The 23,126-nt window shown below is 62.7% G+C and carries 20 protein-coding genes; 11 read left to right on the plus strand and 9 right to left on the minus strand.

Going from position 1 to position 23,126, the window contains the following annotated elements; all coding sequences use genetic code 11:
- Window positions 1-61: 61 nt before the first annotated feature.
- On the minus strand, window positions 62-2,422 hold the full coding sequence (locus E8E78_RS08200; RefSeq protein WP_049275269.1) for a DNA polymerase II: 2,361 nt from the start codon (window positions 2,420-2,422) through the stop codon (window positions 62-64).
- A gap of 34 nt (window positions 2,423-2,456) precedes the next feature.
- On the minus strand, window positions 2,457-3,647 hold the full coding sequence (locus tag E8E78_RS08205) for an MFS transporter (RefSeq protein WP_049275268.1): 1,191 nt from the start codon (window positions 3,645-3,647) through the stop codon (window positions 2,457-2,459).
- 117 nt (window positions 3,648-3,764) lie between these two features.
- Here E8E78_RS08205 and E8E78_RS08210 point away from each other — a divergent pair, with 117 nt between their 5' ends.
- A complete protein-coding gene (locus tag E8E78_RS08210) occupies window positions 3,765-4,661 on the plus strand; it encodes a LysR family transcriptional regulator (protein ID WP_049275294.1) in 897 nt (298 codons plus the stop codon).
- Here the strand turns inward: E8E78_RS08210 and E8E78_RS08215 are convergent.
- Window positions 4,642-5,562 carry a LysR substrate-binding domain-containing protein gene (locus E8E78_RS08215; protein ID WP_049275267.1) on the minus strand — a complete coding sequence of 307 codons (921 nt, stop codon included), beginning with the start codon at window positions 5,560-5,562 and terminating at the stop codon, window positions 4,642-4,644. The two genes, E8E78_RS08210 and E8E78_RS08215, sit on opposite strands and share 20 nt — an antisense overlap.
- A 159-nt stretch (window positions 5,563-5,721) precedes the next feature.
- Here E8E78_RS08215 and E8E78_RS08220 point away from each other — a divergent pair, with 159 nt between their 5' ends.
- The 7 genes from E8E78_RS08220 (at window position 5,722) to E8E78_RS08250 (ending at window position 11,205) form a co-directional block, all read left to right on the plus strand.
- Complete coding sequence (locus tag E8E78_RS08220; RefSeq protein WP_016500478.1) at window positions 5,722-6,510, plus strand: YqcI/YcgG family protein; 789 nt, start codon at window positions 5,722-5,724, stop codon at window positions 6,508-6,510.
- A 2-nt stretch (window positions 6,511-6,512) separates the two neighbouring features.
- Window positions 6,513-7,139 (plus strand): LysE family translocator, encoded by a 627-nt coding sequence (locus E8E78_RS08225; protein ID WP_016500479.1) that lies wholly within the window; start codon window positions 6,513-6,515, stop codon window positions 7,137-7,139.
- 39 nt (window positions 7,140-7,178) lie between these two features.
- Entirely contained in the window at window positions 7,179-8,261 is a 1,083-nt protein-coding gene (locus tag E8E78_RS08230) for a hypothetical protein (protein WP_049275266.1), read from the plus strand.
- 147 nt (window positions 8,262-8,408) lie between these two features.
- Window positions 8,409-9,095: a sel1 repeat family protein gene (locus E8E78_RS08235; RefSeq protein WP_065426116.1), complete on the plus strand. Its 687-nt coding sequence runs from the start codon at window positions 8,409-8,411 to the stop codon at window positions 9,093-9,095.
- Between the two features lie 264 nt (window positions 9,096-9,359).
- A complete protein-coding gene (locus E8E78_RS08240; RefSeq protein ID WP_049275400.1) occupies window positions 9,360-10,052 on the plus strand; it encodes an AzlC family ABC transporter permease in 693 nt (230 codons plus the stop codon).
- Window positions 10,049-10,363, plus strand: coding sequence for an AzlD domain-containing protein (locus E8E78_RS08245; RefSeq protein ID WP_010953340.1), 315 nt, complete (start codon window positions 10,049-10,051; stop codon window positions 10,361-10,363). Before E8E78_RS08240 ends, E8E78_RS08245 begins: the two co-directional genes overlap by 4 nt.
- Entirely contained in the window at window positions 10,360-11,205 is an 846-nt protein-coding gene (locus E8E78_RS08250; protein ID WP_049275399.1) for an AraC family transcriptional regulator, read from the plus strand. The genes E8E78_RS08245 and E8E78_RS08250 overlap by 4 nt, the downstream gene beginning before the upstream one ends.
- A gap of 42 nt (window positions 11,206-11,247) precedes the next feature.
- On the opposite strand, the gene E8E78_RS08255 is transcribed toward E8E78_RS08250, so the two are convergent.
- The gene (locus E8E78_RS08255; RefSeq protein ID WP_049275398.1) at window positions 11,248-12,465 is read right to left on the minus strand and encodes an MFS transporter; all 1,218 of its coding nucleotides are present in this window, start codon (window positions 12,463-12,465) and stop codon (window positions 11,248-11,250) included.
- A 400-nt stretch (window positions 12,466-12,865) separates the two neighbouring features.
- On the opposite strand from E8E78_RS08255, the gene E8E78_RS08260 reads away from it, so the two are divergent.
- Window positions 12,866-13,093, plus strand: a complete 228-nt coding sequence (locus E8E78_RS08260; RefSeq protein WP_016500485.1) for a hypothetical protein — start codon at window positions 12,866-12,868, stop codon at window positions 13,091-13,093.
- Between the two features lie 50 nt (window positions 13,094-13,143).
- On the opposite strand, the gene E8E78_RS08265 is transcribed toward E8E78_RS08260, so the two are convergent.
- From E8E78_RS08265 to E8E78_RS08285, 5 genes are all read right to left on the minus strand, one after another.
- On the minus strand, window positions 13,144-13,626 hold the full coding sequence (locus E8E78_RS08265) for a copper chaperone PCu(A)C (RefSeq protein ID WP_016500486.1): 483 nt from the start codon (window positions 13,624-13,626) through the stop codon (window positions 13,144-13,146).
- Complete coding sequence (locus E8E78_RS08270; RefSeq protein WP_016500487.1) at window positions 13,627-14,235, minus strand: SCO family protein; 609 nt, start codon at window positions 14,233-14,235, stop codon at window positions 13,627-13,629. It lies immediately after the preceding gene.
- Window positions 14,236-14,454: 219 nt separating this feature from the next.
- Window positions 14,455-15,039: a Fe-S biogenesis protein NfuA gene (gene nfuA / locus E8E78_RS08275; RefSeq protein WP_016500488.1), complete on the minus strand. Its 585-nt coding sequence runs from the start codon at window positions 15,037-15,039 to the stop codon at window positions 14,455-14,457.
- 58 nt (window positions 15,040-15,097) lie between these two features.
- The gene (locus E8E78_RS08280; RefSeq protein ID WP_049275397.1) at window positions 15,098-16,132 is read right to left on the minus strand and encodes an acyltransferase; all 1,035 of its coding nucleotides are present in this window, start codon (window positions 16,130-16,132) and stop codon (window positions 15,098-15,100) included.
- 172 nt (window positions 16,133-16,304) lie between these two features.
- Window positions 16,305-18,605, minus strand: a complete 2,301-nt coding sequence (locus tag E8E78_RS08285; protein WP_016500490.1) for a fatty acid cis/trans isomerase — start codon at window positions 18,603-18,605, stop codon at window positions 16,305-16,307.
- 175 nt (window positions 18,606-18,780) lie between these two features.
- On the opposite strand from E8E78_RS08285, the gene metH reads away from it, so the two are divergent.
- Window positions 18,781-22,488, plus strand: coding sequence for a methionine synthase (gene metH, locus E8E78_RS08290; protein WP_049274935.1), 3,708 nt, complete (start codon window positions 18,781-18,783; stop codon window positions 22,486-22,488).
- Between the two features lie 110 nt (window positions 22,489-22,598).
- Window positions 22,599-22,814, plus strand: coding sequence for a DUF2970 domain-containing protein (locus tag E8E78_RS08295; protein WP_016500492.1), 216 nt, complete (start codon window positions 22,599-22,601; stop codon window positions 22,812-22,814).
- Window positions 22,815-23,126 lie beyond the last annotated feature (312 nt).

A 23,126-nucleotide genomic window follows, 5' to 3' on the forward strand; every position in this document is an offset into this window, starting at 1 on the left:
CATGGAGGCCCGAGTCTGAAGACTGCAGCGTGATGCTGACGCCTAGCTATCTACCACCCATTCAGAACAGCAGTAACTGATGGTCAGTAAGGCGAACGAAATCATCGCCGACAAAGGGCAGGATGGCGTCGGCCACCGGCAGTAGCTGACGGCTGATGTAGTGATCGTAGTCGATCGGTGCCTGCAGGTTTTCCAGCGGCTCAGGGCCGGCGGTGGTGATCACGTAACTGATCCAGCCCCCACGCTGGTACTGCAGAGGGCGCCCCAGACGTTTGTTGTACTCGTCGGCAAGGCGTGCGGCACGCACATGCGGCGGCACGTTGCGCTGGTAGTCGGCCAGCGGGCGACGCAGGCGCTTGCGATAAACCAGCAGTTCGTCCTGCTCGCCGGCCAACGTTCGCCGCACGTACTCGCGGACATAATCTCGGTAGGGCTGGCTGCGGAACACACGGCCGTAGAGTTCCTGCTGGAACTGCCGGGCCAGCGGTGACCAGTCGGTGCGCACCGATTCCAGGCCCTTGTAAACCATTTCTTGCGAACCGTCGGCCCGCTGCACCAGGCCGGCATAGCGCTTTTTACTGCCTTCATCGGTACCGCGGATGGTGGGCATCAGGAAGCGCCGGTAATGCACCTCGAACTGCAGTTCGAGGGCGCTCTGCAGGTTCATGGTCTCGTGCAGATGGGCTTGCCACCATTGGTTGACCTTTGCCACCAGCTCGCGGCCGATGCGCGCCGCGTCCTCCTCGGCGTGGGCCCCCTTGAGCCAGACAAAGGTGGAGTCGGTATCACCGTAGATCACATCGTAGCCACACGCCTCGATCAGGGACCTGGTCTGGCGCATGATCTGGTGGCCGCGCATGGTGATCGACGACGCCAGGCGCGGGTCGAAGAAACGGCAACCGCTGGAACCCAGCACGCCATAGAAGGCATTCATGATGATTTTCAAAGCCTGCGACAGCGGCGCATTGCCCTCGCGCTTGGCTGCTTCCCTGCCCTGCCACACCCGTTCGACGATGGCTGGCAGGCAGTGCTGTGTGCGTGAAAAACGCCCACCGCGAAAACCCTCGACCGAATGTGCGTCGTCAGGCAGACGCAGGCCTTCAATCAGCCCGACAGGGTCAATGAGAAAGGTACGGATGATCGACGGGTACAGGCTCTTGTAGTCCAGCACCAGCACCGAATCGTAAAGCCCCGGCCGCGAATCCATGACAAAACCGCCGGGGCTGGCTTCGTCAGGGCGGCTGCCAAGGCTGGGCGCGACAAACCCAAGACGGTGCATCTGTGGAATGTACAAGTGACAGAACGCAGCTACCGACCCACCGCTGCGGTCCACGGCCAGCCCCGTCACCGACGCACGCTCGAGCAGAAAGTCGAGCAGCCGGGTATGGGCGAAAATGCGCGTGACCAGTTCGCAGTCCTTCAGGTTGTAGTGCGCCAGGGCCGGTTTGTCTTGGGCGAAGCGGCGGTTGATCTCGTCCATGCGTTGGTACGGCGTGTCGATGGCCTTGCCTTCGCCCAGCAGGGTCTGGGCGACGTTCTCCAGGCTGAACGAGGGAAAACTCCAGGTAGCCGAACGCAACGCCTCGATGCCATCGATCAGCAAACGCCCCGGCGCATCGGCAAAAACGTGGCCACCACCGGCATGGCTGCGCAGGGTCATGGCCGCACCGTTGCGCCCCAGCGTCAGTGGCACCTGCAACGACTTGGCATGCTCATGCAGCAAGCGCAGGTCGAACTGCACCAGGTTCCAGCCAATGATCGCGTCCGGGTCATGCCTGGCCATCCACTGGTTGAGCCGGGTAATCAAAGCGGCGCGATCGGCGCAATACTCCAGGTCGAAGTCAAGCTCGGCGGCATCGCCGTTGGCCGGGCCGAGCATGTACACCTGGCGCTGGCCACAGCCCTCCAGCGCGATACTGTACAGCTCGCCACGCTCGCTGGTCTCGATGTCCAGCGACACCAGGCGCAGCGGCGGGCGATAACCGGGCGAGGGTTTGAGCTGGGCATCGCAGAGGACGCCTTGGGCATCGGGTTGGCCGGTGAACTGCACCGGAGCAGTGATGAACCGCTCCATCAGGTAGCGTTCGGGTGGGCGGATATCCGCTTCGAACACCTCGACACCCGCCGTACGCAGGCGTTGCTCCAACTGCATCAGTTGCCGGTGCTGCCGGCAGTACAACCCCAGCACAGGGCGCTGGTCGAAGTCTTTCAGGGCCAGTGGCCGCAGCTCGACGCCGGGCTCGTTGGCCAGCAACACCCGCGCATGCGCCTCATGCGTCTGCGCAATGAACGCCACCGAGACCTGTGGCGCCAGGCGTAGCTGCCGTGGTCCCTGATCGGTTGCCAGCCAGAACTCCACGCAGGTGCCTTCGGGCGTGTCATGCCAATGACGGGTCAGCACAAAACCCTGCTGCAACTCCACTGCGTCGACCTCTGCTGAAAAACGCAATTCTACGCTAGCGGGCCCCCGCCACGAAGCCACTTCTGCGCGCCGCCCAGGTCAGCAACAAGGCCACCGCGATCAATGCCAACACCACCCCGCCAAAGGCCTCGGTCCCGCCCCCGACGAGCAACGCGCCACCCACGATCCCGCCCAAGGCGATAGCGCTGTTCCACACTGTCACCAGCATCGATTGCGCCACATCCCCGCCCTCGCCCGCCGCATCGGCACAGGCGGTCTGCAGCAGGGTCGGTGCGCCACCGTAGGTCAAGCCCCACAGGGCGATGCTCAGGTACATGAACCACGACGACGCCTGCCCCAATGCCAGCGTGGCCAAGGCAAAACCGGCCAAACTCAGCAACACCAGCTTGCGCAGGTGTCGGTCGACCAGCATCCCCACCAGGCCGATCCCGGCCAGCGCCGAAAGGCCGAACACCATCAGCACCGCCCCAATTTCCCCAGCCATGCCTGCCGCCGCCAGCAGCGGCACAAGGTAGGTGTAGAGGATGTTGTGGCCAAGGATCCAGGTCAGGATCACCAGCAGCACGATCAACACCCCCGGCGTGCGCAACACCTGCATGGCCGCCGGGCGCTTGCCAGCGGCATGCCCCGGGTACTCCGGCACCGAGCGCAGCACCCACACCACCAGTAGCAACGCCACCAGGGTGACCAGCACAAACGTTGCACGCCAGCCCAGCCCAGCGCCCAGCCAGGTGGCAATGGGCAGCCCGAGCGACAGCGCAATCGGCTGCCCGAGCATCGCCAACGCCATGGCGCGGCCCTGCAACGGTGCCGGCACCATGCGCCGGGCATGGCCCGCGATCAGGCCCCATGCCAGGCCGGCCGCAGCCCCCGTGAAAAAGCGCAGCACCAGGGTCAGGCTGTTGGAGCCCGACAAGGCCGTCAGCCCGTTGAACAGCACGAAGCCGAGGATCGCCAGCAACAGCGCCCGGCGCCGATACCAGCCTTGGGTCAACGTAACCAACGGGATGGCGGTCAGTAACGAGCCCAAGGCATACGCCGTGACCCATTGCCCGGCCATGGCCTGGCTGATGTGCATGCCGTTGGCGATCTGGTCGAGCAAGCCCGCCGGCAGGGTTTCGCTGAGGATGGCGATAAAGCCAGTCATGGCCAGCGCCAGCAGCCCGCTGACGGGCAGACGCTCGCTGCTGGCGTCCAGCAACGGTGGGGAGGATGTCTGGGACATTGCAATTGCCTTGAGTGGGAAAACAAGGCGGACAGTCTGCAAGCAAGGCCACTGCGGAAAAAGACGGTTACAATGCCGCTCACCCAGGACATTCATGTCCGCAATCAGGAATGCAACATGGACAGCCTCAGCGGCTTCGTGGTTTTCAATCGGGTGGCCGAAACCCGCAGCTTCGTCGCCGCCGGCCAGTCGCTGGGCATCACTGCCTCGGCCGTGGGCAAACGCGTGGCGCGCCTGGAAAGCCGCCTGGGCGTGCGCCTGTTCCACCGCAGCACACGCAGCATTACCCTCACCGCCGAAGGCACGATGTTCCTCGAGCGCAGCCGGCGCATCCTAGCCGAAATAGAGGCCACCGAGCAGGAACTGTCGCAGGCCAGCGAAACGCCGCGCGGGCGCCTGCGGGTGAGCATGCCGCAGGTGACCAGACTGGTAATGCCGGCACTGGCCGAGTTCATGGCACTGTACCCACAGGTTGAACTGGACCTGGACTTCTCCGACCGCATGGTGGATATCGTCGGCGAAGGCTTCGATGTGGTGATGCGCGGCGGGCAGCCGGTGGACTCCCGGCTCAGCGCCAAATTCCTCGGGCACTTTCAGCACCGCCTGGTGGCCTCGCCCGAGTACCTGCGCGAACGCGGCACACCCTTGCACCCACGCGACCTGGCGGCGCATACCTGCCTGCACTATCGATTCCCCAGCAACGGCAAGCTGGAAACCTGGCCGCTGCGCCAGGAGCATCCCGAGCAAGCCTATGACATCCCCATCTCGATGGTCTGCAACCACGTCGAAACACGCGTCTGCTTTGCCTTGAACCACCGCGGCATTACCTGTCTGCCGGACTTCAACGTGGGTCGTGAATTGGCCAATGGCTCGCTGGTCAGTGTGCTCGACGACTTCATGGAACGGCGCGGCAGCTTCTATCTGCTGTGGCCGTCCGGGCGGCAGATGCCGCCGAAGTTGCGGGTGTTCATCGATTTCATGCTCGAGCGGGTGTTCAACCGTACAGGTAGTTGATGTCCTTGTAGGCCAGTGGTGGAACCTGGCCCAGCAGGAAGTCGCGCAGCTTGTGCATCTGCCGCGCTTTTGGGCTGGCCTTTAGCCAGGTCATGTAGTACCCGTCACCGGTGGCCACTGCGTGCTTGAACGGCGTGGCCAGGCGCCCGGCCTGCAGGTCGGCACTGGCCAGCACCAGGTCGACCACCGAAATACCCAGGCCTTGCTGGGCAGCCGAAATGCCCTGGTCGAGCGTATCGAACACTTGCCCCTGGTCGATGCTGATCTCCAGTGCGCCCATCCGCGCCAGCCAGCGCCGCCAGTCGCGCCGGTCGGGTGACGGGTGCAGGAACTCGCATTGGGCCAGGTCCGCCATGGCCGGTTGAGCCTGTGGCATGTAATCGGGCTGGCACACCGGGATCAGCCATTCATCGAACAGCTTGAAACTCTCGATATCAGCGGGAAAACGCCCGCTGGCCAACAGGATGGCGCAGTCGTAGGGCTCGGAATAGAAGTCCACGGTGTCGATATCCATCCACACGCTGGACAGTTGCACGCTGCAGTTGTCATCGGCCTTCTTGAACGCATCCAGCGCCCGCAACAGCCAGCGCATGGTGAGCGTTGACGGCGCCTTCAGGCGCAGGCCGTAGCGGTCCTGGCGCAGCAACGCGCAGGCATTTTCGATGATCTTGAAACCAACCTTCAGCTCTTGCGACAGCAGGCGCCCGTGCTCGGTCAGGCTCAGTTTCGGGCCACGCCGCTCGAACAGGTCGCAGCCAAACAGGGCTTCCAGGGTTTTGATGTGATGGCTGACCGCCCCCTGGGTCAGGGCCAGTTCTTCCGCCGCACGGGTAAAAGAGCCATAGCGAGAGGCCACCTCGAAGGCACGCAGGGCGTGCAAGGCCTGAATCCGTTCCGACATGGCGACGTCCCGAGCATGAACAAGACTAATAGTAGGTCATAGTTCCACGCGTTTTACAACGTCGAGAGCGTCTCGGAAAATGCAGGTAAATAATAAACATAACCAAGATCCTGCCTGCATATGACTGGAACGTTCACTTAATCAACGCCTGGGGAAATCATGTTTACGGGATATGGAAATTGCTATCGCCTGGATGCGCTAGAGCAGGCCGTTGAACATGGATGCAATACGCAACACTGGACCTTCAAAACCATAGAACACTTTCGCAGTATCCTCGCCAACCCCGACTTCCCTTGCCTGTTCGGCCGCAAGGCGGTAAATGGCGAAACCTGCCACATCCTCTTCGCCCGCGCCGAGCAACTGGCCGATGACATCGCCCAGGGCCTGGCTGACTACGTGGGTACCGTCGCCCCGATCACACCCAAGCAGCGCATCGGCAGCCCACTGGTGGTGTTTCTCGAAACCGCCGCCGATTACACCCTGGCCGAACAGCAGGCGCTGGCCTGGAAGGTGCTGCGTGGCGTGCATGCGCGCGACCCGCACCCCTGGCCGCAGGGCATGCCCACCGACCCCGACGACAACGGCTGGTCGTTCTGCTATGCCGGCATGCCCTTGTTCATCAACATGAACTTCCCCGGCCACCAGCAGATGAAAAGCCGCAACCTGGGGCATCACATCACCTTCGTCATCAATCCACGGGCGAACTTCGACGAAGTGGCCAACGCCAACACCGAGAGTGGCAAACGCATCCGCGAGCGCATACGCGAGCGCGTGCACCACTACAACGACGGCGTCATGCCCGACACCCTTGGCTTTTTCGGCGACACCGACAACTACGAATGGAAGCAATACCAACTGCAGGAGACAGGCTCGCTCAACCCGTCACGCTGCCCGTTCCACGCACATGCCGCACACCCTGCGACACCCGACTTACTGATCGAGAACTGACCGTGAATACCGCACTCACCTTCACCTATGCCCTTACCGTCCTGCTGCTCATCGCCACCCCCGGCCCGGTGGTGGCGCTGATCGTCAACACTGCGGCTGCCTCCGGCTCGCGCAAGGCCATGTTCACCGCCGTTGGCACCAACTGGGCCTCACTGGTGCTGATCGGCGCCGCAGCCTGGATCATCCTCACCAGCGCCGCCATCGACAAGGCATGGCTCAGCACCATGAGCCTGTTGGGTTGCCTGTTCATCGGCTACATCGCCGTGGGCACGCTGAGGGACGCCCTGCAGGCGCCGGCCCCGGAGGCGGCGAGCGAGGCGCCCAAGGCCGCGCGTGGCGGGCTGCTGCAAGGCTTCATGGTGGGTATTTCCAACCCCAAGGACATCATCTTCTTCATCGCCTTCTTCCCACAGTTCATCCAGATCACCGAGTCGTTCGGCAAAAGCATGGTGGTGTTGTCGCTGCTGTGGGTGGCCATCGACTTCGCCGTGCTCAGCCTGTACATCTTCGCCATCGGCAAAATCGCCTCGCAGCGCAGCAACCGCGTGATCAGCCTGGCTTCGGGCGTTGCCCTGCTGCTGATCGCCGCCGGCGGCCTGCTGTACAACCTTAACGAACTGGCGGCCTGACCCTGATGCGAAGTGCCCGTTGCAACAGAAGGAAAGACCATGACAGCGACTGATATGAGCCCGCCTCGTTCGCCGCTGCAACAGGACTACCAGCGCTTTCTGCTGCTGGGCAGCCGCCGTGCGCCGCACACTGTGCACGTGCATGAAACCGGCTACCGCTCCGGCACCATCAACACAGATGCCCTTGGCCTGCGCTACAGCCATTGCGCCGGGAAGCGTTTTTCGGCGGCCGAACGCGGCGGCGCTTCACGTATCAACCTGCTGGTCGGCGGCTCCACGGCCTTGGGCATCGGCGCCAGCTCCGACGAACACACGGTGGCCTCGCACCTGTCGGCGCTCACCGGCGAGGTCTGGCTGAGCCTGGCCGGTTGCGGGCTCAATGCCAGCCAGGAGCTGCTTATGTTCCTGACTCACCAGCACCGCCTTGGCCAGCTCGGCCACGTGGTGGTGCTCAGCGGCCTCAACAGCCTGGCCCACGAAGCGCTGAGTGAAGTGCTCGGCAGCCCCAACAACCCACTGCACGCCAAGGCCTACCAGGCTTTTCTCAACAGTTTCAGCGAAGGCCTGCAGCCTGCCGCACCACCCCGCAGGCCGTCACTGTGGCGGCGCATCGGCCAGGCCCTGACCATGCCTGCGGCCCAAGCTCCGGTCATCTGGCCGCTTTCGCCCCCGGAAAAGCGCCTGGCCCGCGCGGCCGACAGCATTGGCCGCACCTTGCGTCAGTGGGACCGGCTGCTGGCAGACAGCCACGCTACCCTCACCTTCATCCTGCAGCCGTTGCTGCCCTGGTGCCGGGACACCCTGCCTGCTGGCGAGCAGGCCATGCTGGCCGCGCTGGAACAACAACCGGCAAACTTCGACCGGCTGCTGGACGGCGCATTCGACAGCCAGTTGCACTCGGCCTTCTTCCGCCGCATCAAAAGCCAGGCCGACCCGGTGCCCTGCTATGACATGAACGGCATGCTCAGCAGCTCGCCAGTGTTCGGCGCCGACCTGTTCATCGACCGCCTGCACCTGAACGACCTGGGCAACAACGCCCTGGCCAAGGTCATTACCGCCAAGCTTGGCCTGGCCCAGGAAAAACACGCTCAACGCAAGGTCACGCCGATCAAGCTCGTCTGACAGTTGTCGACTGGTCTTCCGGCCACCCCCATTGGGTGGCTAGAATAGGCCGTCGTTCCGATTTTCCAGAGGCGTACGCTTGACCGCCATTAACATCGAAGCCGCCCATCCTTGCCTGGCCGCCCACGGGGCTTGCCTGTGAGCCGCATGCGACGCCTGCCCCCGCTGTTGGCCGCCCTGATGCCGCTGGCTGCGCACGCGCTGGAGGTGCGCATCGACCCTCACGCCGACCTGCTCTATCGCCAGGCCTTGCCGCTGCTGGAGCAGGCCGATAACCAGGGCGACGATACCAGTACCCTGCGCACCGCCTTGGGCGGCGATCCCGAGCTTAGCCGCCAGGGCCAGGCCATGGCCCATACGCTGCCGACAGCGGTTGCCCTGTTGAAAAAGTCGGTAGAGCTGGGCCATCCGGTCGCCCAGTACCGCCTGGCGCTGTACTACATGACTTACCTGCCCGCCGCGCAAATTCCGGATGCCGCTTGTCCGTTGCTCGAAGCCAGTCTCAAGCAGGGGTTTGCCGCACCCGCGCCAGCGATCGCCACCTGGTGCCGGCCCTACAATGCCAGCAGCGAATACCGTGCGGCGCTGGAGGCCATCCCCAGCATGGCCACCGTGTACGCCCCCTACTACCCGCAACCGACGACCCGCCTGGCCTGCAGCCGCAGCCGGCCAGAAGGCTTGCAAATGTTGTGGGGGCGCCAGCGCGACTACCAGGCCGAGGTGTACCGCCTGCTCGGCGACCTGGACCCACCGCACCGCCTGAGCCTGCTGCAGAAAGCCGTGGACATCAACGGCTGCGTGACGGCGCAACAACACCTGACCCGCCACCCGTGATCCTCTGCCAGACGCGGTCCCTGTCGGGCAACTGTCTCACCCAAACTTTGGATTCCGCGCGATCACTGTAGGAGCAGCCTTGTGCTGCGATGAGGCCGGTAAGGCTAAAGATTGTTTTCGGCTGCAATGACCTCTTCGCAGCACAAGGCTGCTCCTACAGGGCTTGTGTTTGCCTTGAAATCAAACCCGATCAGCAAGATCGTTCAAGCCATCCCCCGCCCCGTCTGGCATGCTGATCTGCCTCGTACACGCATTGCAGCCATCATGCCCCACATCGCTCGCCAAGCCTTCCTCCACGGCGCCATCGCCATCATGCCGTTGTCCCTGGCCGTCGCCCCCTGGGGCCTGCTGGCCGGCTCCATGGCCATCGAGGCCAACCTCAGTGCCTGGCAGGGGCAAGGGCTATCGGCCATCGTCTTCGCCGGTGCCGCGCAACTGGTTGCCATTGGCATGCTCAAGGGCGGCGCCAACCTGGCGTCGATCCTGCTCACCACCCTGCTGCTGACCTCGCAGCACCTGCTTTATGGCCTGTCGATGCGCCCGGTGCTGTCCAGCCAGCCATTGCGCTGGCGGTTGGGCCTGGGCTTCCTGCTGACCGACGAGTTCTTCGCGTTGACCAGCAAGTACGACCAGCAGCAATTCAACCGCTGGTATGCCCTGGGGGTAGGCCTGACGTTCTACGTTGCCTGGAACCTGTTCACCCTGGCCGGCATCCTGCTGGGCCAGAACATTCCCCACCTCGACCAACTCGGCCTGGATTTTTCCATCGTAGCCACCTTCGTCGCCCTGATCGCGCCGCTGGTGCGCAACCTGGCTACCGTGGTGTGTGTAGCCGTGTCGCTGTTCTGCTCGGTGCTGTTCAGCTACTGGCATTGGGAGGCCGCCTTGGTGGCTGCAGGCCTGCTGGGCATGAGCGCCGGGTTCATCTGCCAGAAGTTTGCCGGAGCCCGCGCATGACCTGGATCCTGATTTTCGCCATGGGCGCCATTGTGTTCCTGAACCGCTACGCGTTCCTTGAGCCACGCCTGCCCTTGCGCCTGAGCTCCAATGCCCGGCAGTTCCTCGGCTTTGCCGTGCCCGGCATGCTCACCGCCATCTGCGGCCCGATCATCTTCATGCCCGACCACCAGCTCAACCTGAGCCTGCTAAACCCCTACCTGCTCGGTTCACTGGTGGCCATCGCCCTGGTACTGTTGACCCGCAGCGTGTTGCTGAGCATGCTGGTGAGCATGCTGATCTTCTTCCTTCTGCGCAGCTGGCTGGCATGACCACGCCCCTGCGCGAGCAGACACACCTCTGGCAGGCGCCGGCCCTGGGCGACGTCGAGATGCTGCACGCGCGCTACTTCCAGCAGCGCTTCGCCCCGCATGTGCATGAAGGCTATGTGTTCACGGTGATCGAATCCGGCGCCCAGCGCTTCTGGCACCGCGGCAGCGAGCACCTGGCGCCGGTCGGCAGCATGGTGCTGATCAACCCCGACGAGCTGCATACCGGCGCCACCGCCCATGAGGCGGGCTGGCGCTATCGCGGCTTCTACCCCGAGCACGAGCGGGTCACCGGTGTACTGGACGAACTGGAACTGGGCCGCCACGGCATGCCCAGCTTCAAGGACAGCGTGATCCACGACCCGGCCCTGGCCATCGCCTTCAGCCAGCTGCATCAGTTGTCCGAAAACGGCGCCAGCGCCCTGCAGCAACAGACCGCCTGGCGCCAGGCGGTGCTGGCCCTGGTGCAACGCCACGGGCAATGCGCCGAACCCTCGGCCCCAGGCCACGAACCACTGGCCGTGGCCCGCGCCCGCGAACTGCTGGAAAGCCAATTGGCCGACCCACCCTCGCTCGAAGCGCTGGCGGCGGCCGTCAACCTGTCACCCTTCCACTTCGCCCGGGTGTTTCGCCAAGCCACCGGCCAGCCGCCGCACGCCTGGCTGAAGCAGCGGCGCCTGGCCCGCGCCCGGGAAATGCTGAAGAGCGGCCTGGCCGCCTCGGAGGTGGCGTTCGACCTTGGTTTTGCTGACCAGAGCCATTTGAGCCGGCAGTTCAAGCAGGCGTATGGGGTTACGCCGGGGGCGTATCGGCAGGCATGCGCTCAATCTGTATTACCCGCCTGAAGCCAACTCAAGCTTGCCCCATGCGCCACACCGCGCGTCGGGCTATCCACGATTGTCGCCATCCAGGGAATGTGCTTTCAGGTTCCAGCGTACTGGCGCGATGAACAGCATGAACGTCATCCAGACCAAGGTGGCCGGCCCCGCAAGCACAAAGACCAGGCTGGCAACCAGCCCTGACACGGCGTCACCAATGACGGCAGTAAAGTAGTAGAGGGAAAAATTCCGGCCAACTTCATGCTCGCTCGACAAACACTGGATGTTGGTCACGATAGCGATATCGACAAATGCACCCATGAAGCCGACCAGGAACAACATAAGCAGGAACAGCCAGTTGTTGAATTGCAGTGCCACGGCTGCAGCAAAAAACAGTGCACCGTACAGCACCCAGTAACGCACCACCAATCGTGCGGTGGTGCGCGGGTTGAAGCGTGTGTAGAGCACGCCACCCAACACAGTGCCTGCCGCAAGCAGTGAGAATACGTAGCCCACCGCCGCTTCAGAGACAAAGTGTTCCAGCACTGACGCAGGAAGGATAAAGCGAATCACCGAGGTGGCGAACATCGCACAGAGCGTGGTGCAGCCAATAACAGCAAACAAAGGCGCATTGCTGACCCTGAGCTGACTGACACTGCGCGCCGCATCCCGGACTATGGCGCGACCATCGAATGCCTGCCGGGCGCTCTGCCTGGCAGGCCCCAGGGTAGCGATGGAAATGGCCGACAACACCAGGCACCCCGCAAAGAACAAAAAGGTTGCTTCGCGAGTCAGCAGTAACACACATGCCGAAAACACCAACGGCCCGATAATCGAGGCAGCATCCTCGATCACCTGGATAGCGCTGTTCACCGAGGCCAGCTGGGCCTTTTCGACAAGGTCCGGAAAGTACGCGCGAAACGCAGGCACATAAAGGCATTCGAGCGCTGTCATCAGCATCGCAAGGCCGACCAGGACGGGCAACACGGGTGAGGACAAGCTGAACAAGGTAAAGAAGGCAAGTGCCAGCAGACCTTTGGCCGCCTCGACCGCAAATAGTGTTCGTTTCTTGTCTGCGTTATCTGCCAGCCAGCCCCCCAAGGGTGAAAACACCATGCTCGGCAAGTAGCGGAAGAAATAGGCGATGCCAATCAAAAGCAGATCCGCCTCGGTCATGGACACGATTGCCACGGCAAACGCAGCTTCGAAGGCAAATTCACCACATTTGGAAAAGCAATAGCCCAACGCCAGAGAACGTGTTCCGGGGTTACGACTCAACGCCTGCATAATGGCTGTATTCCTGAGCCAGCGGTTTAGGTCGACTGACTTTAGAGTTCATCCACCACCGGGCTCAATGCTGAAGTTGTAACCATAGCGGGCACGGCCAGCGCAGGAAGAATCAGGCTGAGAATATTCCTACACGCGTCAACCGATGCCGAAAGCGGGCCTAGGTCTGCAACACTGCATGACAGAACTATGCAGCACACCAGATCAAGCAGTTAAGGTTGATACCCCATGCCGCGTAGCGGCATCGGTTTAAACACTGTGTTTATTCGCCCAAAACAGTAACTCGGTGTTACTTGGGCAATGGAGCGTTCATTTTCGCCTCTTCGGCAACTCCTGCAGAGGCAACGGGAGCCCCGCCAACCCTCTGCTACACTGACAAGGCTGAATGGAGGATCCTGCCATGTCCGAAAGAGAGCTCACCACCCTCCTGTCGCTGATGAACCAGCGCCAGGCCTGCCTGAACAGTGCCTGCAAGGAGATTGCCGACTGGATCGACCGGCAGGGCGATGTGCCCGCCGCCGGCAAGATCCGCGCCAGCCTGAAGGCACTGGAGGCCGATGAGGCTCAGGTTCGAAAGACCCTGACCTCGCTGACGCTCGACAGGCCGCTGCCGCGCTTTCGAAGCTGAAAGGCGCCGCTGAAAAAGAAAAGGGCCGCTAAGCGCGGCCCTTTGGTCTGTCAGTGCTTCATGTGCATGTGGTCATGCCCACCGCCAGCCTCGGCGTTGAGCGGGCGCACTTCTGCCTGCACGTCCAGTGTTTCCTTGGCACCTTTTGCATCTTCGATGGTAAGGGTCAGCGGCACTTTATCGCCTTCCTTTACCTGATTGTTCAGGCCCATCAGCATCACATGCAGGCCATTCGGGTCCAGGGTCACGGCCTTGCCGGCCGGCAACTCGACAGCCTTCACCTCACGCATGCCCATCACGTCGCCGTTCATGGTCATCTCGTGCACCTGCACGGTCTTGGCCACGGGCGAAGCCACGCTCACCAGCTTGCTATCGCTGCTGGCGGTCAGGGTCATAAAGGCACCGGTGGACTGCTGGTGCGGCACGCTGGCACGGACCCAGGCATCGCTCACGGTAGTCTGCGCCAGGGCCGGCAGGGCCAGACCCATCAGTGCCAGGGCAGCCAGGCCGCGTTTGATCGGTTGCATCGACATTCAGCAGATCTCCATCAGGGTGACCAGGTCTTCGGCGCATTCCTTGGCATTCAGGGAATGGCCCAGGCTCAGGCGCAGGGTGCCACGCGTATCGTAGACGTAGCTGGTGGACGAGTGAGAAATGGTATAGGTGTCACCGGCCGGGACCTTCTCGTAGAACACCTTGAACTCCTTGGCCACTTCCGCGATTTCTTCGGGGGTGCCAGTGAGTGCGGTGAACGACGGGTCGAAGGCCTTGACGTAGGCATCGAGCACTTCGGGGGTGTCGCGCTCCGGGTCCAAGGTGATGAACACCACCTGGAACAGGTCGCGGTCACGACCGCGCAGCAGTTTGCGGATTTGTGCCGCGCGCGCCAGGGTGGTCGGGCAAACCGCCGGGCACTGGGTGAACCCGAAGAAGATCATCGGCATGCTGCCGTAGAAGCTCGACAGGGTGCGCACATTGCCTTGCGGGTCCTTGAGGCGGAACTTGCGCCCAAGGATCTCGTTGCTCATGTTCTTGCCGTACTTGAACTCGAGCCCGCGGGCCGGGCTGCAGCCTGCCAGCAGGCCAAGCCCGAGAACGCCCATCCCGGCGACAACCGCGCGCCGGGTAAATAGATCATTCATGAAACCATCCTTTACAGGGAAGGTGCCGGCCCTCGGGACGGGCCGGCTGAAAAACCGGGGCATTCTTGCATGACACCCAAAGCGGTTCTACCCGACGAACGCGGGTATGGCCTGCAGCCCTTTGAATACGGGCTGCGGCCTGTTGTCGCAGGGGTTGAAACCGTAACAGTTTGTTGCTAAGAGAGCCGCCCTTACACAAGCCATGCAGGTGCATCGGCGTTAGTAGTAGGCGTTCTCTTTCTGGGTGTGGTCAGTCACGTCACGCACGCCCTTCAGCTCCGGAATACGCTCGAGCAAGGTGCGCTCGATGCCTTCCTTCAGGGTAACATCGGCCTGGCCGCAGCCTTGGCAACCACCACCGAACTGCAGCACCGCGATGCCGTCGTCGACCACGTCCACCAGACTGACCTGGCCACCGTGGCTGGCCAGCCCGGGGTTGATCTCGGTCTGCAGGTAGTAGTTGATACGCTCGTTGATCGGGCTGTCTTCGTTGACCATCGGCACCTTGGCGTTCGGTGCCTTGATGGTCAGCTGGCCACCCATGCGGTCGGTGGCGTAGTCGACCAGTGCGTCTTCCAGGAACGGCACGCTGACTGCGTCCAGGTAAGCGGTGAAGCTCTTCAGACCCACGGCGGTGTCGTCAGGCTTCTCTTCGCCCGGCTTGCAATAGGCAATGCACGTCTCTGCGTACTGAGTGCCCGGCTGGGTGATGAAAATTCGAATGCCGATGCCAGGCGTGTTCTGCTTGGAAAGCAGATCGGCCAGGTAGTCATGGGCGGCGTCGGTAATGGTTATATCGCTCATGTAGGTTCCTCACAGACTTGCCGCCAAGTGTACGCCAACCGGCTCCTCGAACAAAGTCCTAGCATTTGACTCGGGAAAGCGCATATTCCGCGGCCTGCCCCCGTGGCGCCGCCAGCCAGGCCTGCATGCGCCGGTACAGGCCGCGCTCCAGCCACTGGTAGCTGAACCACGACATTAGTCCAATGGACGGTACGCACAGGGCGAACACCAGGTATGGGTTCAAATGCAGCCGCTCGCTAGCGAACCAGCCGGCGTACAGCACCAGCACATGAACCAGGTACACCGAATACGAACAGTCGCCCAAGGCCTTGAGCAGCCGGTTGCCCTGGAAGGCCGGTTCCAGGGCGATGAAGGCCAGCACGATCATGGCGCTCGGCACGCCCCAGTGCAGCAAGCGCTGGGACGCATCCAAGTGATAGATGGCCAGGCCCGCCACCCCCAGCACCACCAGCGGCAGCCAACGCCCCTGGCGGATCAGGCCACGGCGGTACAACACACCCAGGCCGATGCCGAGCAGGAACTCGTAGATGATGTCGTTGTTGTAGAAGCGGCTGAGCACACCCAGCCGGCCCAGCACCTCACTGACCAGTAACAGTGCGGCGGTAACCAGCAGCAGGTGATGCCGTTGGCGTACCAGGAAGGCCAAACCGAACAGCAGGTAGAAGAACATCTCGAAGTTCAGCGTCCAGCCCACATTCAGGGTCGGGTACAGGCCATAGCCACCGGGGTTTTCCGCCGGGATGAACAGCATTGACAGGAGCATGTGATGCCAGGCGAATTCCTGATGTGGCATCCATTGGCTGAAGGCCAGCAGCAAAGCGGCCATCAACGCGGTGTAAAACCAGTAGGCAGGGACGATACGCAGCACCCGATTGAGCAGGAACTGGCGCGGTTCGATGGTTTTGTCGCGGGTCGACAGGTAGATGACCAGCCCGCTGATGACGAAGAAGATGTCGACACCCACGGCACCACGGTCGGTGAGCAGTTGGCCCACAGGACCGGTGGCGTGGAAATCGAAGAAGATCTGCATGAAATGGTGGCACACCACCACCCAGGCGGCGAACGCCCGCAGTGCCTGAAGCGAATACAGCATGAAATACCCTGCGCTTGCCGGTGTATTGAGGCCTTCGGGCGCGCTTTGCGCTCCATCGCCGGCAAGCCAGCTCCCACAGGGACCGCGCTCACCGGCAACCGGGCTGCATAGCAGCCCCCGGACCACCCACCATTTCCGACCGCAGGGTACTCGGAAAGGTCAGCCTACCCGATCAGAGGTTCTCATAGCGGTTCATGTCCAGCACACCCGCCTCGACCGGCGTGGTCTCCTTGATGAAGCTGTTCAGGTCATGGAAGTAGCGCCAGAAGTCAGGGTGACTGCGGCGCACACCCCAACGCATGACAATGCGCTCGAACCTGGCTGCATCGTCTTTCGCATACTCCATGTCCTCGACGAATTCCGCCACATCGTTGGTTGGCACATTGAAGATGAAGTTGGGATAGCTGCTGAGCACGCCCGGGTACAGCGTCAGGGTATCCAGCCCCGGCTGGTAGCGGTACGCCTCGCCCAGCAGGAACGCCACATTGCTGTGCGCGCGGTTGCGCAGCAGGCTGTACACCTGGCGCTGGCCGCCCTGCCCTTCGATGCGCAGCATGGTCGCCTCGGGCAACTGGTTGATCACCTTCAGCCCGGCAGCCGGGCGCGACACCAGGCGGCTCAGTGACTGCTCGGCATTGCGGAACTCTTCGCTCATCTGCGGCCGTGAGCAGAACGCGCCCTGGCAGCGGTTGATCGGGTCGGGCGCAGCATTCAGGCTGCCGGTGCGCTGCAGCAGCTTCAGGCCAAAGTCGCGCTTGGGGTCGCGTGGGTCGAGCTTGATGCCGCTCGGGGTGTCGCTGTCGATGTCTTCATAATCCATCCACATCTTCACCTTGCCGCTGTTCTGGTACCAGTCGCTGAGAATCGCCTGGCGATGGTCGGCCGGCATCAGGCGCAGGAAGTTGACCTCGGCGCCATTGCGGATCAGGTCGAAGTACAGGCGCGTCTGCAACTGGTGCGAAACGTTGCCGAACACGTCGAAGTTTACCGCCAGCTGGTAATAGGTGCGTTCCAGCAGCGGGTAGTCGAACAGCCACACGGTCTGCGGCACATCACCGATCAGGCCCTTGCTGACCGAAGCGCTGTCGAAATGGCGGAAGATGCTCAGCAGCGCGTTGTCGTTACCGGCCCACAAGGTCGACCAGCCCGGCGCCGGCATGTCGGCATAGGCGTCGCGGCGCAGCTTTTCATACGCGTTGCGCTTGTCGCGGTAGGCGTGCCACAGGCTCAGCACGCTGCCCACGTCATCGATCTGCCCGGGCATGGCCAGCAGCGGCGTGGCCTCGCCACGGTACTTGGCATCGGTGATATAGCGGTCGAAGGCCGGCTCCTGGAACAATGCCCAAAAGTTGTCGCGGATCACGTCGGTAGCGATCTGCCCGCGGCACACCGGGCCACGGATGAACGTGCGCACGAAGTACTCGGCGTTATCCAGCATGAACTGGTAGCGCGCCACTGCCGGGATGGCCTCGAAGGTTTCGAACGGGTTGGCCCGGTGACGCGGGCCGTAGCCTGGCAGCGCGGCGGCATGCCAGTCGCCGGCGTAGAACAGCTGCTTCACCCGCTTGAGCTTCTGCGGCCCCATCGGGTAGGTGATGTGCGTCTTGTGCACGATCACGCCCTGCACCGGGATCAGGCGGTAATAGAAGTCGGTGCCAGGTGGGTCGTTGGGGCGACGCGTGGCAATGATGTCGGCCGGCTGGCCGCTGGGCGTGCGTGACCGCACCCATTGGAAGAAGTGGCCCTGCTCGCCGCCGACGAAGTAGATGTGCGCCAGGAACAGATGCTCGTAAAGCCAGCGGCCAACCAGCGCCTCGGTGGAACCCGGGCGGTTGAGCAGCTCTTCCCAGTCGGCGATCTGCCTGGCTTCGGTATCACTGGGCTTGATCGGCTGGTACTCCACCGGCGCACCGGCCGCCAGCCAGCGACGCATGGTGTCGTATTCCTTGTCTGTCAGCCCGGTAACCGCCAGCGGCATGCCCTCCTTGGGGTGCGCACCCGCATAGGCGTCGAACTCATGAGGCAACGGGCACATGTTGTTGCGGCTCAGGCCCAGGACGATTTCCTCGGGCAGCTTGGCGTTGGGCGTGAGCGGGGTCTTGTGCCCCAGCTCCAGCATGCGCGCCATCAGCGCGGCCTGGCTGCCCTGGTTGTCGAGCACCGAGTAGAAGCCTTTCTTGCGCCATTGCTCTTCGCTGTGGGCGTCGTAGAACAGCCGCGTGGTGGGCACCGCCTTGCTGCGGTCGCCCTCGTAGACCGGGACTTTGCTGGCCCCACGTACCGCACCTTCGGGGCTTTCCAGCTTCAGCTGGCAGGCGGCGTCGTTGCAGGCATGGCAGGCCACGCATTTCTCGGTGAAGATCGGCTGAATGTCCCGGGTGTAGGAAATAGCCGGGCTCGACTGGGGGGCTTGCCCGAACACCGCGCCGCTGATGAGCAGGGCGAAGGCGCCGGCAAGGATACGATGCACCATGTGCGAAAAGTCCTGATTCTAAAAAGCTATCACGATTGTTGCCTGGTCGTGCCGGGTGCTGTTAACCGTGTCATCAACATGAGCGGTTTTCATGCAAATGGGCGATGCGCCTAAGAACCGCGCAACTTTGATATGATTCCGCACCTTCTGATATTTGCCCGACCAGGTAGTTCCTATGTCCGACCGCAGCGCTCGTCTCCAAGCACTCCAGAACGCACTCAAAGAGCGCATCCTGATCCTCGACGGCGGCATGGGTACTATGATCCAAAGCTACCGTCTCGAGGAACACGACTATCGTGGCACGCGCTTCGCCGATTGGCCAAGCGATGTGAAAGGTAACAACGACCTGTTGCTGCTCAGCCGCCCGGACGTGATTGCTGCCATCGAGAAAGCCTACCTCGATGCCGGGGCGGATATCCTTGAAACCAACACCTTCAATGCCACGCAGATTTCCCAGGCCGACTACGGCATGGAATCCCTGGTCTATGAGCTGAACGTGGAAGGCGCGCGCATTGCCCGCCAGGTAGCCGATGCCAAGACCCTGGAAACGCCCGACAAGCCGCGCTTCGTTGCAGGCGTGCTCGGCCCTACCAGCCGCACCTGTTCGATTTCCCCGGACGTCAACGACCCCGGCTACCGCAACGTCACATTCGATGAGCTGGTAGAGAACTACATCGAGGCCACCCGTGGCCTGATCGAGGGCGGCGCCGACCTGATCCTGATCGAAACCATCTTTGACACCCTCAACGCCAAGGCGGCCATTTTTGCCGTGCAGCAGGTGTTCGAGGAGGACGCTGTCGAACTGCCGATCATGATCTCCGGCACCATCACCGACGCCTCCGGCCGTACCCTGTCGGGCCAGACCACCGAAGCGTTCTGGAACTCGGTACGCCACGCCAAGCCGATTTCCGTGGGCCTGAACTGCGCCCTTGGCGCCAAGGACCTGCGCCCGTACCTGGAAGAGCTGTCGACCAAGGCCGATACCCACGTTTCCGCCCACCCCAACGCCGGCCTGCCGAACGCCTTCGGTGAGTACGACGAGACCCCGGCCGAAATGGCGGCAGTAGTCGAAGAATTCGCTGCCAGTGGTTTCCTCAACATCATCGGGGGTTGCTGCGGTACCACCCCGGGCCACATCCAGGCCATTGCCGAAGCCGTGGCCAAATACAAGCCACGCGAGATCCCGGAGATCGCCAAGGCCTGTCGCCTGTCGGGCCTGGAACCGTTCACCATCGATCGCCAGTCGCTGTTCGTCAACGTGGGTGAGCGCACCAACATCACCGGTTCCGCCAAGTTCGCCCGGCTGATCCGTGAAGAGAACTACACCGAAGCCCTGGAAGTCGCCCTGCAGCAGGTCGAGGCCGGCGCCCAGGTGATCGACATCAACATGGACGAAGGGATGCTCGATTCCCAGGCGGCCATGGTCCGTTTCCTCAACATGATCGCTGGCGAGCCGGACATTTCCCGCGTGCCGATCATGATCGACTCCTCCAAGTGGGAAGTGATCGAAGCCGGCCTGAAGTGCATTCAGGGCAAAGGCATCGTCAACTCCATTTCCATGAAGGAAGGCGTCGAGCAGTTCAAGCACCACGCCCGCCTGTGCAAGCGCTACGGCGCCGCCGTGGTGGTGATGGCCTTCGACGAGGTCGGGCAGGCCGACACCGCCGCGCGCAAGAAGGAAATCTGCAAACGCAGCTACGACATTCTGGTCAACGAAGTGGGCTTCCCGCCGGAAGACATCATCTTCGACCCGAACATCTTCGCCGTTGCCACCGGCATCGAAGAGCACAACAACTACGCCGTCGACTTCATCGAGGCCTGTGCCTATATCCGTGACCACCTGCCCCATGCGCTGACCTCGGGCGGTGTGTCCAACGTGTCGTTCTCGTTCCGTGGCAACAACCCAGTGCGCGAGGCGATCCACTCGGTGTTCCTGTTCCACGCCATCCGCAACGGCCTGACCATGGGTATCGTCAACGCCGGCCAGCTGGAGATCTACGACGAAATTCCGGCCCAGCTGCGTGAGAAGGTCGAGGACGTGGTGCTCAACCGCACCCCGGAAGGGACCGATGCCCTGCTGGCCATTGCCGACGACTACAAAGGCGGCGGCGCCACCAAGGAAGTCGAAAACGAAGCCTGGCGTTCGCTGCCGGTCGGCAAGCGCCTGGAGCACGCACTGGTCAAAGGCATCACCGCGTATATCGTCGAGGATACCGAGGAGTGCCGCCAGCAATGCGCACGCCCCATCGAGGTCATCGAAGGCCCGCTGATGAGCGGCATGAACGTGGTGGGCGACCTGTTCGGTGCAGGCAAGATGTTCCTGCCCCAGGTGGTCAAGTCGGCCCGTGTGATGAAGCAGGCAGTGGCGCACCTTATTCCGTTCATCGAAGCCGAAAAAGGCGACAAGCCAGAAGCCAAGGGCAAGATCCTGATGGCCACGGTAAAAGGTGACGTGCACGACATCGGCAAGAACATCGTCGGCGTGGTACTGGGCTGCAACGGTTACGACATCGTCGACCTCGGGGTGATGGTGCCTGCCGAGAAAATCCTGCAAACCGCCCGCGACGAGAAGTGCGACATCATCGGGTTGTCTGGCCTGATCACCCCGTCGCTGGACGAGATGGTCCACGTTGCCCGCGAAATGCAGCGCCAGGGCTTCGAACTGCCCCTGATGATCGGCGGCGCCACCACCTCCAAGGCGCACACCGCAGTCAAGATCGAACCGAAGTACAGCAACGACGCCGTCATCTACGTCACCGACGCCTCGCGTGCGGTTGGCGTGGCCACCCAGTTGCTGTCCAAGGAGCTCAAGCCGGGCTTCGTCGAGAAGACCCGCCTGGAGTACGTGGACGTGCGCGAGCGCACCGCCAACCGCAGTGCCCGCACCGAGCGCCTGAGCTACGCCCAGGCCATCGCCGCCAAGCCGCAGTACGACTGGGCCGGCTACCAGCCAGCGGTGCCCTCCTTCACCGGCGTCAAGGTGCTGGAAGACATCGACCTGCGCACCCTGGCCGAATACATCGACTGGACCCCGTTCTTCATCTCCTGGGACCTGGCCGGCAAGTTCCCGCGCATCCTCACCGACGAAGTGGTTGGCGAAGCTGCCACCTCGCTGTACAAGGACGCCCGCGAGATGCTCGACAAGCTGATCGACGAAAAGCTGATCAGCGCCCGCGCGGTGTTCGGCTTCTGGCCGGCCAACCAGGTGGCCGATGACGACATCGAGGTGTACGGCGAAGACGGCCAGGCGTTGGCCACCCTGCACCACCTGCGCCAGCAGACCATCAAGCCGGACGGCAAGCCCAACTGGTCGCTGGCCGACTTTGTCGCGCCAAAAGCCAGCGGCGTCACCGACTATGTGGGCGGGTTCATCACCACCGCCGGCATCGGTGCCGAAGAAGTGGCCAAGGCTTACCAGGACAAAGGCGACGACTACAGCTCGATCATGGTCAAGGCCCTGGCCGACCGCCTGGCCGAAGCCTGCGCCGAGTGGCTGCACGAGCAAGTGCGTAAAGAGCACTGGGGCTATGCCCGCGACGAGCACCTGGACAACGAAGCGCTGATCAAGGAGCAGTACAGCGGCATCCGCCCGGCCCCGGGCTACCCGGCCTGCCCCGACCACACCGAAAAGGAAACCCTGTTCCGCCTGCTCGACGGCACCGCCATTGGCGAAACCGGGCCGAGCGGCGTGTTCCTTACCGAGCACTTTGCGATGTTCCCGGCCGCGGCGGTCAGCGGCTGGTACTTTGCCCACCCGCAGGCGCAGTACTTTGCCGTGGGCAAGGTCGACAAGGACCAGATCGAGCGTTACAGCGCACGTAAAGGCCAGGATGTCAGCGTCAGCGAGCGCTGGTTGGCGCCGAACCTCGGGTACGACAACTAAGGGTGTGCCAGCCTCTTCGCGGGCTTGCCCCGCGAATAGGCCGGCACATGCAACCTTAGCGCCGTTGCCTACACTGTCCCTGATTGCCTCTGATTTCTTCAGGAGCCACCATGGACGATTCCAGCCAAGGCAAACCCCCAACCTTCTGGCAGATGCTGCACAGCATCCTCGCCGCCGCTTTTGGCGTGCAAAGCGGCAAGAACCGCGCTCGCGACTTCACCCACGGCAAAGCCAGCCATTTCATTGCGCTGGGGACGCTCTTCACCCTGATATTCATCATGGTGCTGATCGGCCTGGTGCAGCTGGCCCTGCACCTTACCCGCTAGCCTGTAGCGGCCTCATCGCCGGCAAGCCAGCTCCCACAGGTTTTCTGCAGCCTCAGGGCCTGCGCTGTACCTGTGAGAGCTGGCTTGCCGGCGATGAGGCCCGGACAGGCAACACAAAAACGCCCGCAGGACATCCCCCCGCAGGCGCTGTTGCCACATCACGGTCTGAAAGAAAAGTCTACTGGTGGCTGACCCAATACACGGCAGTGACCACCACCAGGACGATCAGGCAGAGGATCGCCCAGGCATCGACGCTGCTGTCAGCTTTGCGGACCTTGGTTGAGTTTCCCATTGCATTGCCTCTTGTAGTGG

This window comes from Pseudomonas sp. BN505 (assembly GCF_029873175.1).
In the GTDB taxonomy this organism is placed as follows: Bacteria; Pseudomonadota; Gammaproteobacteria; order Pseudomonadales; family Pseudomonadaceae; genus Aquipseudomonas; species Aquipseudomonas putida.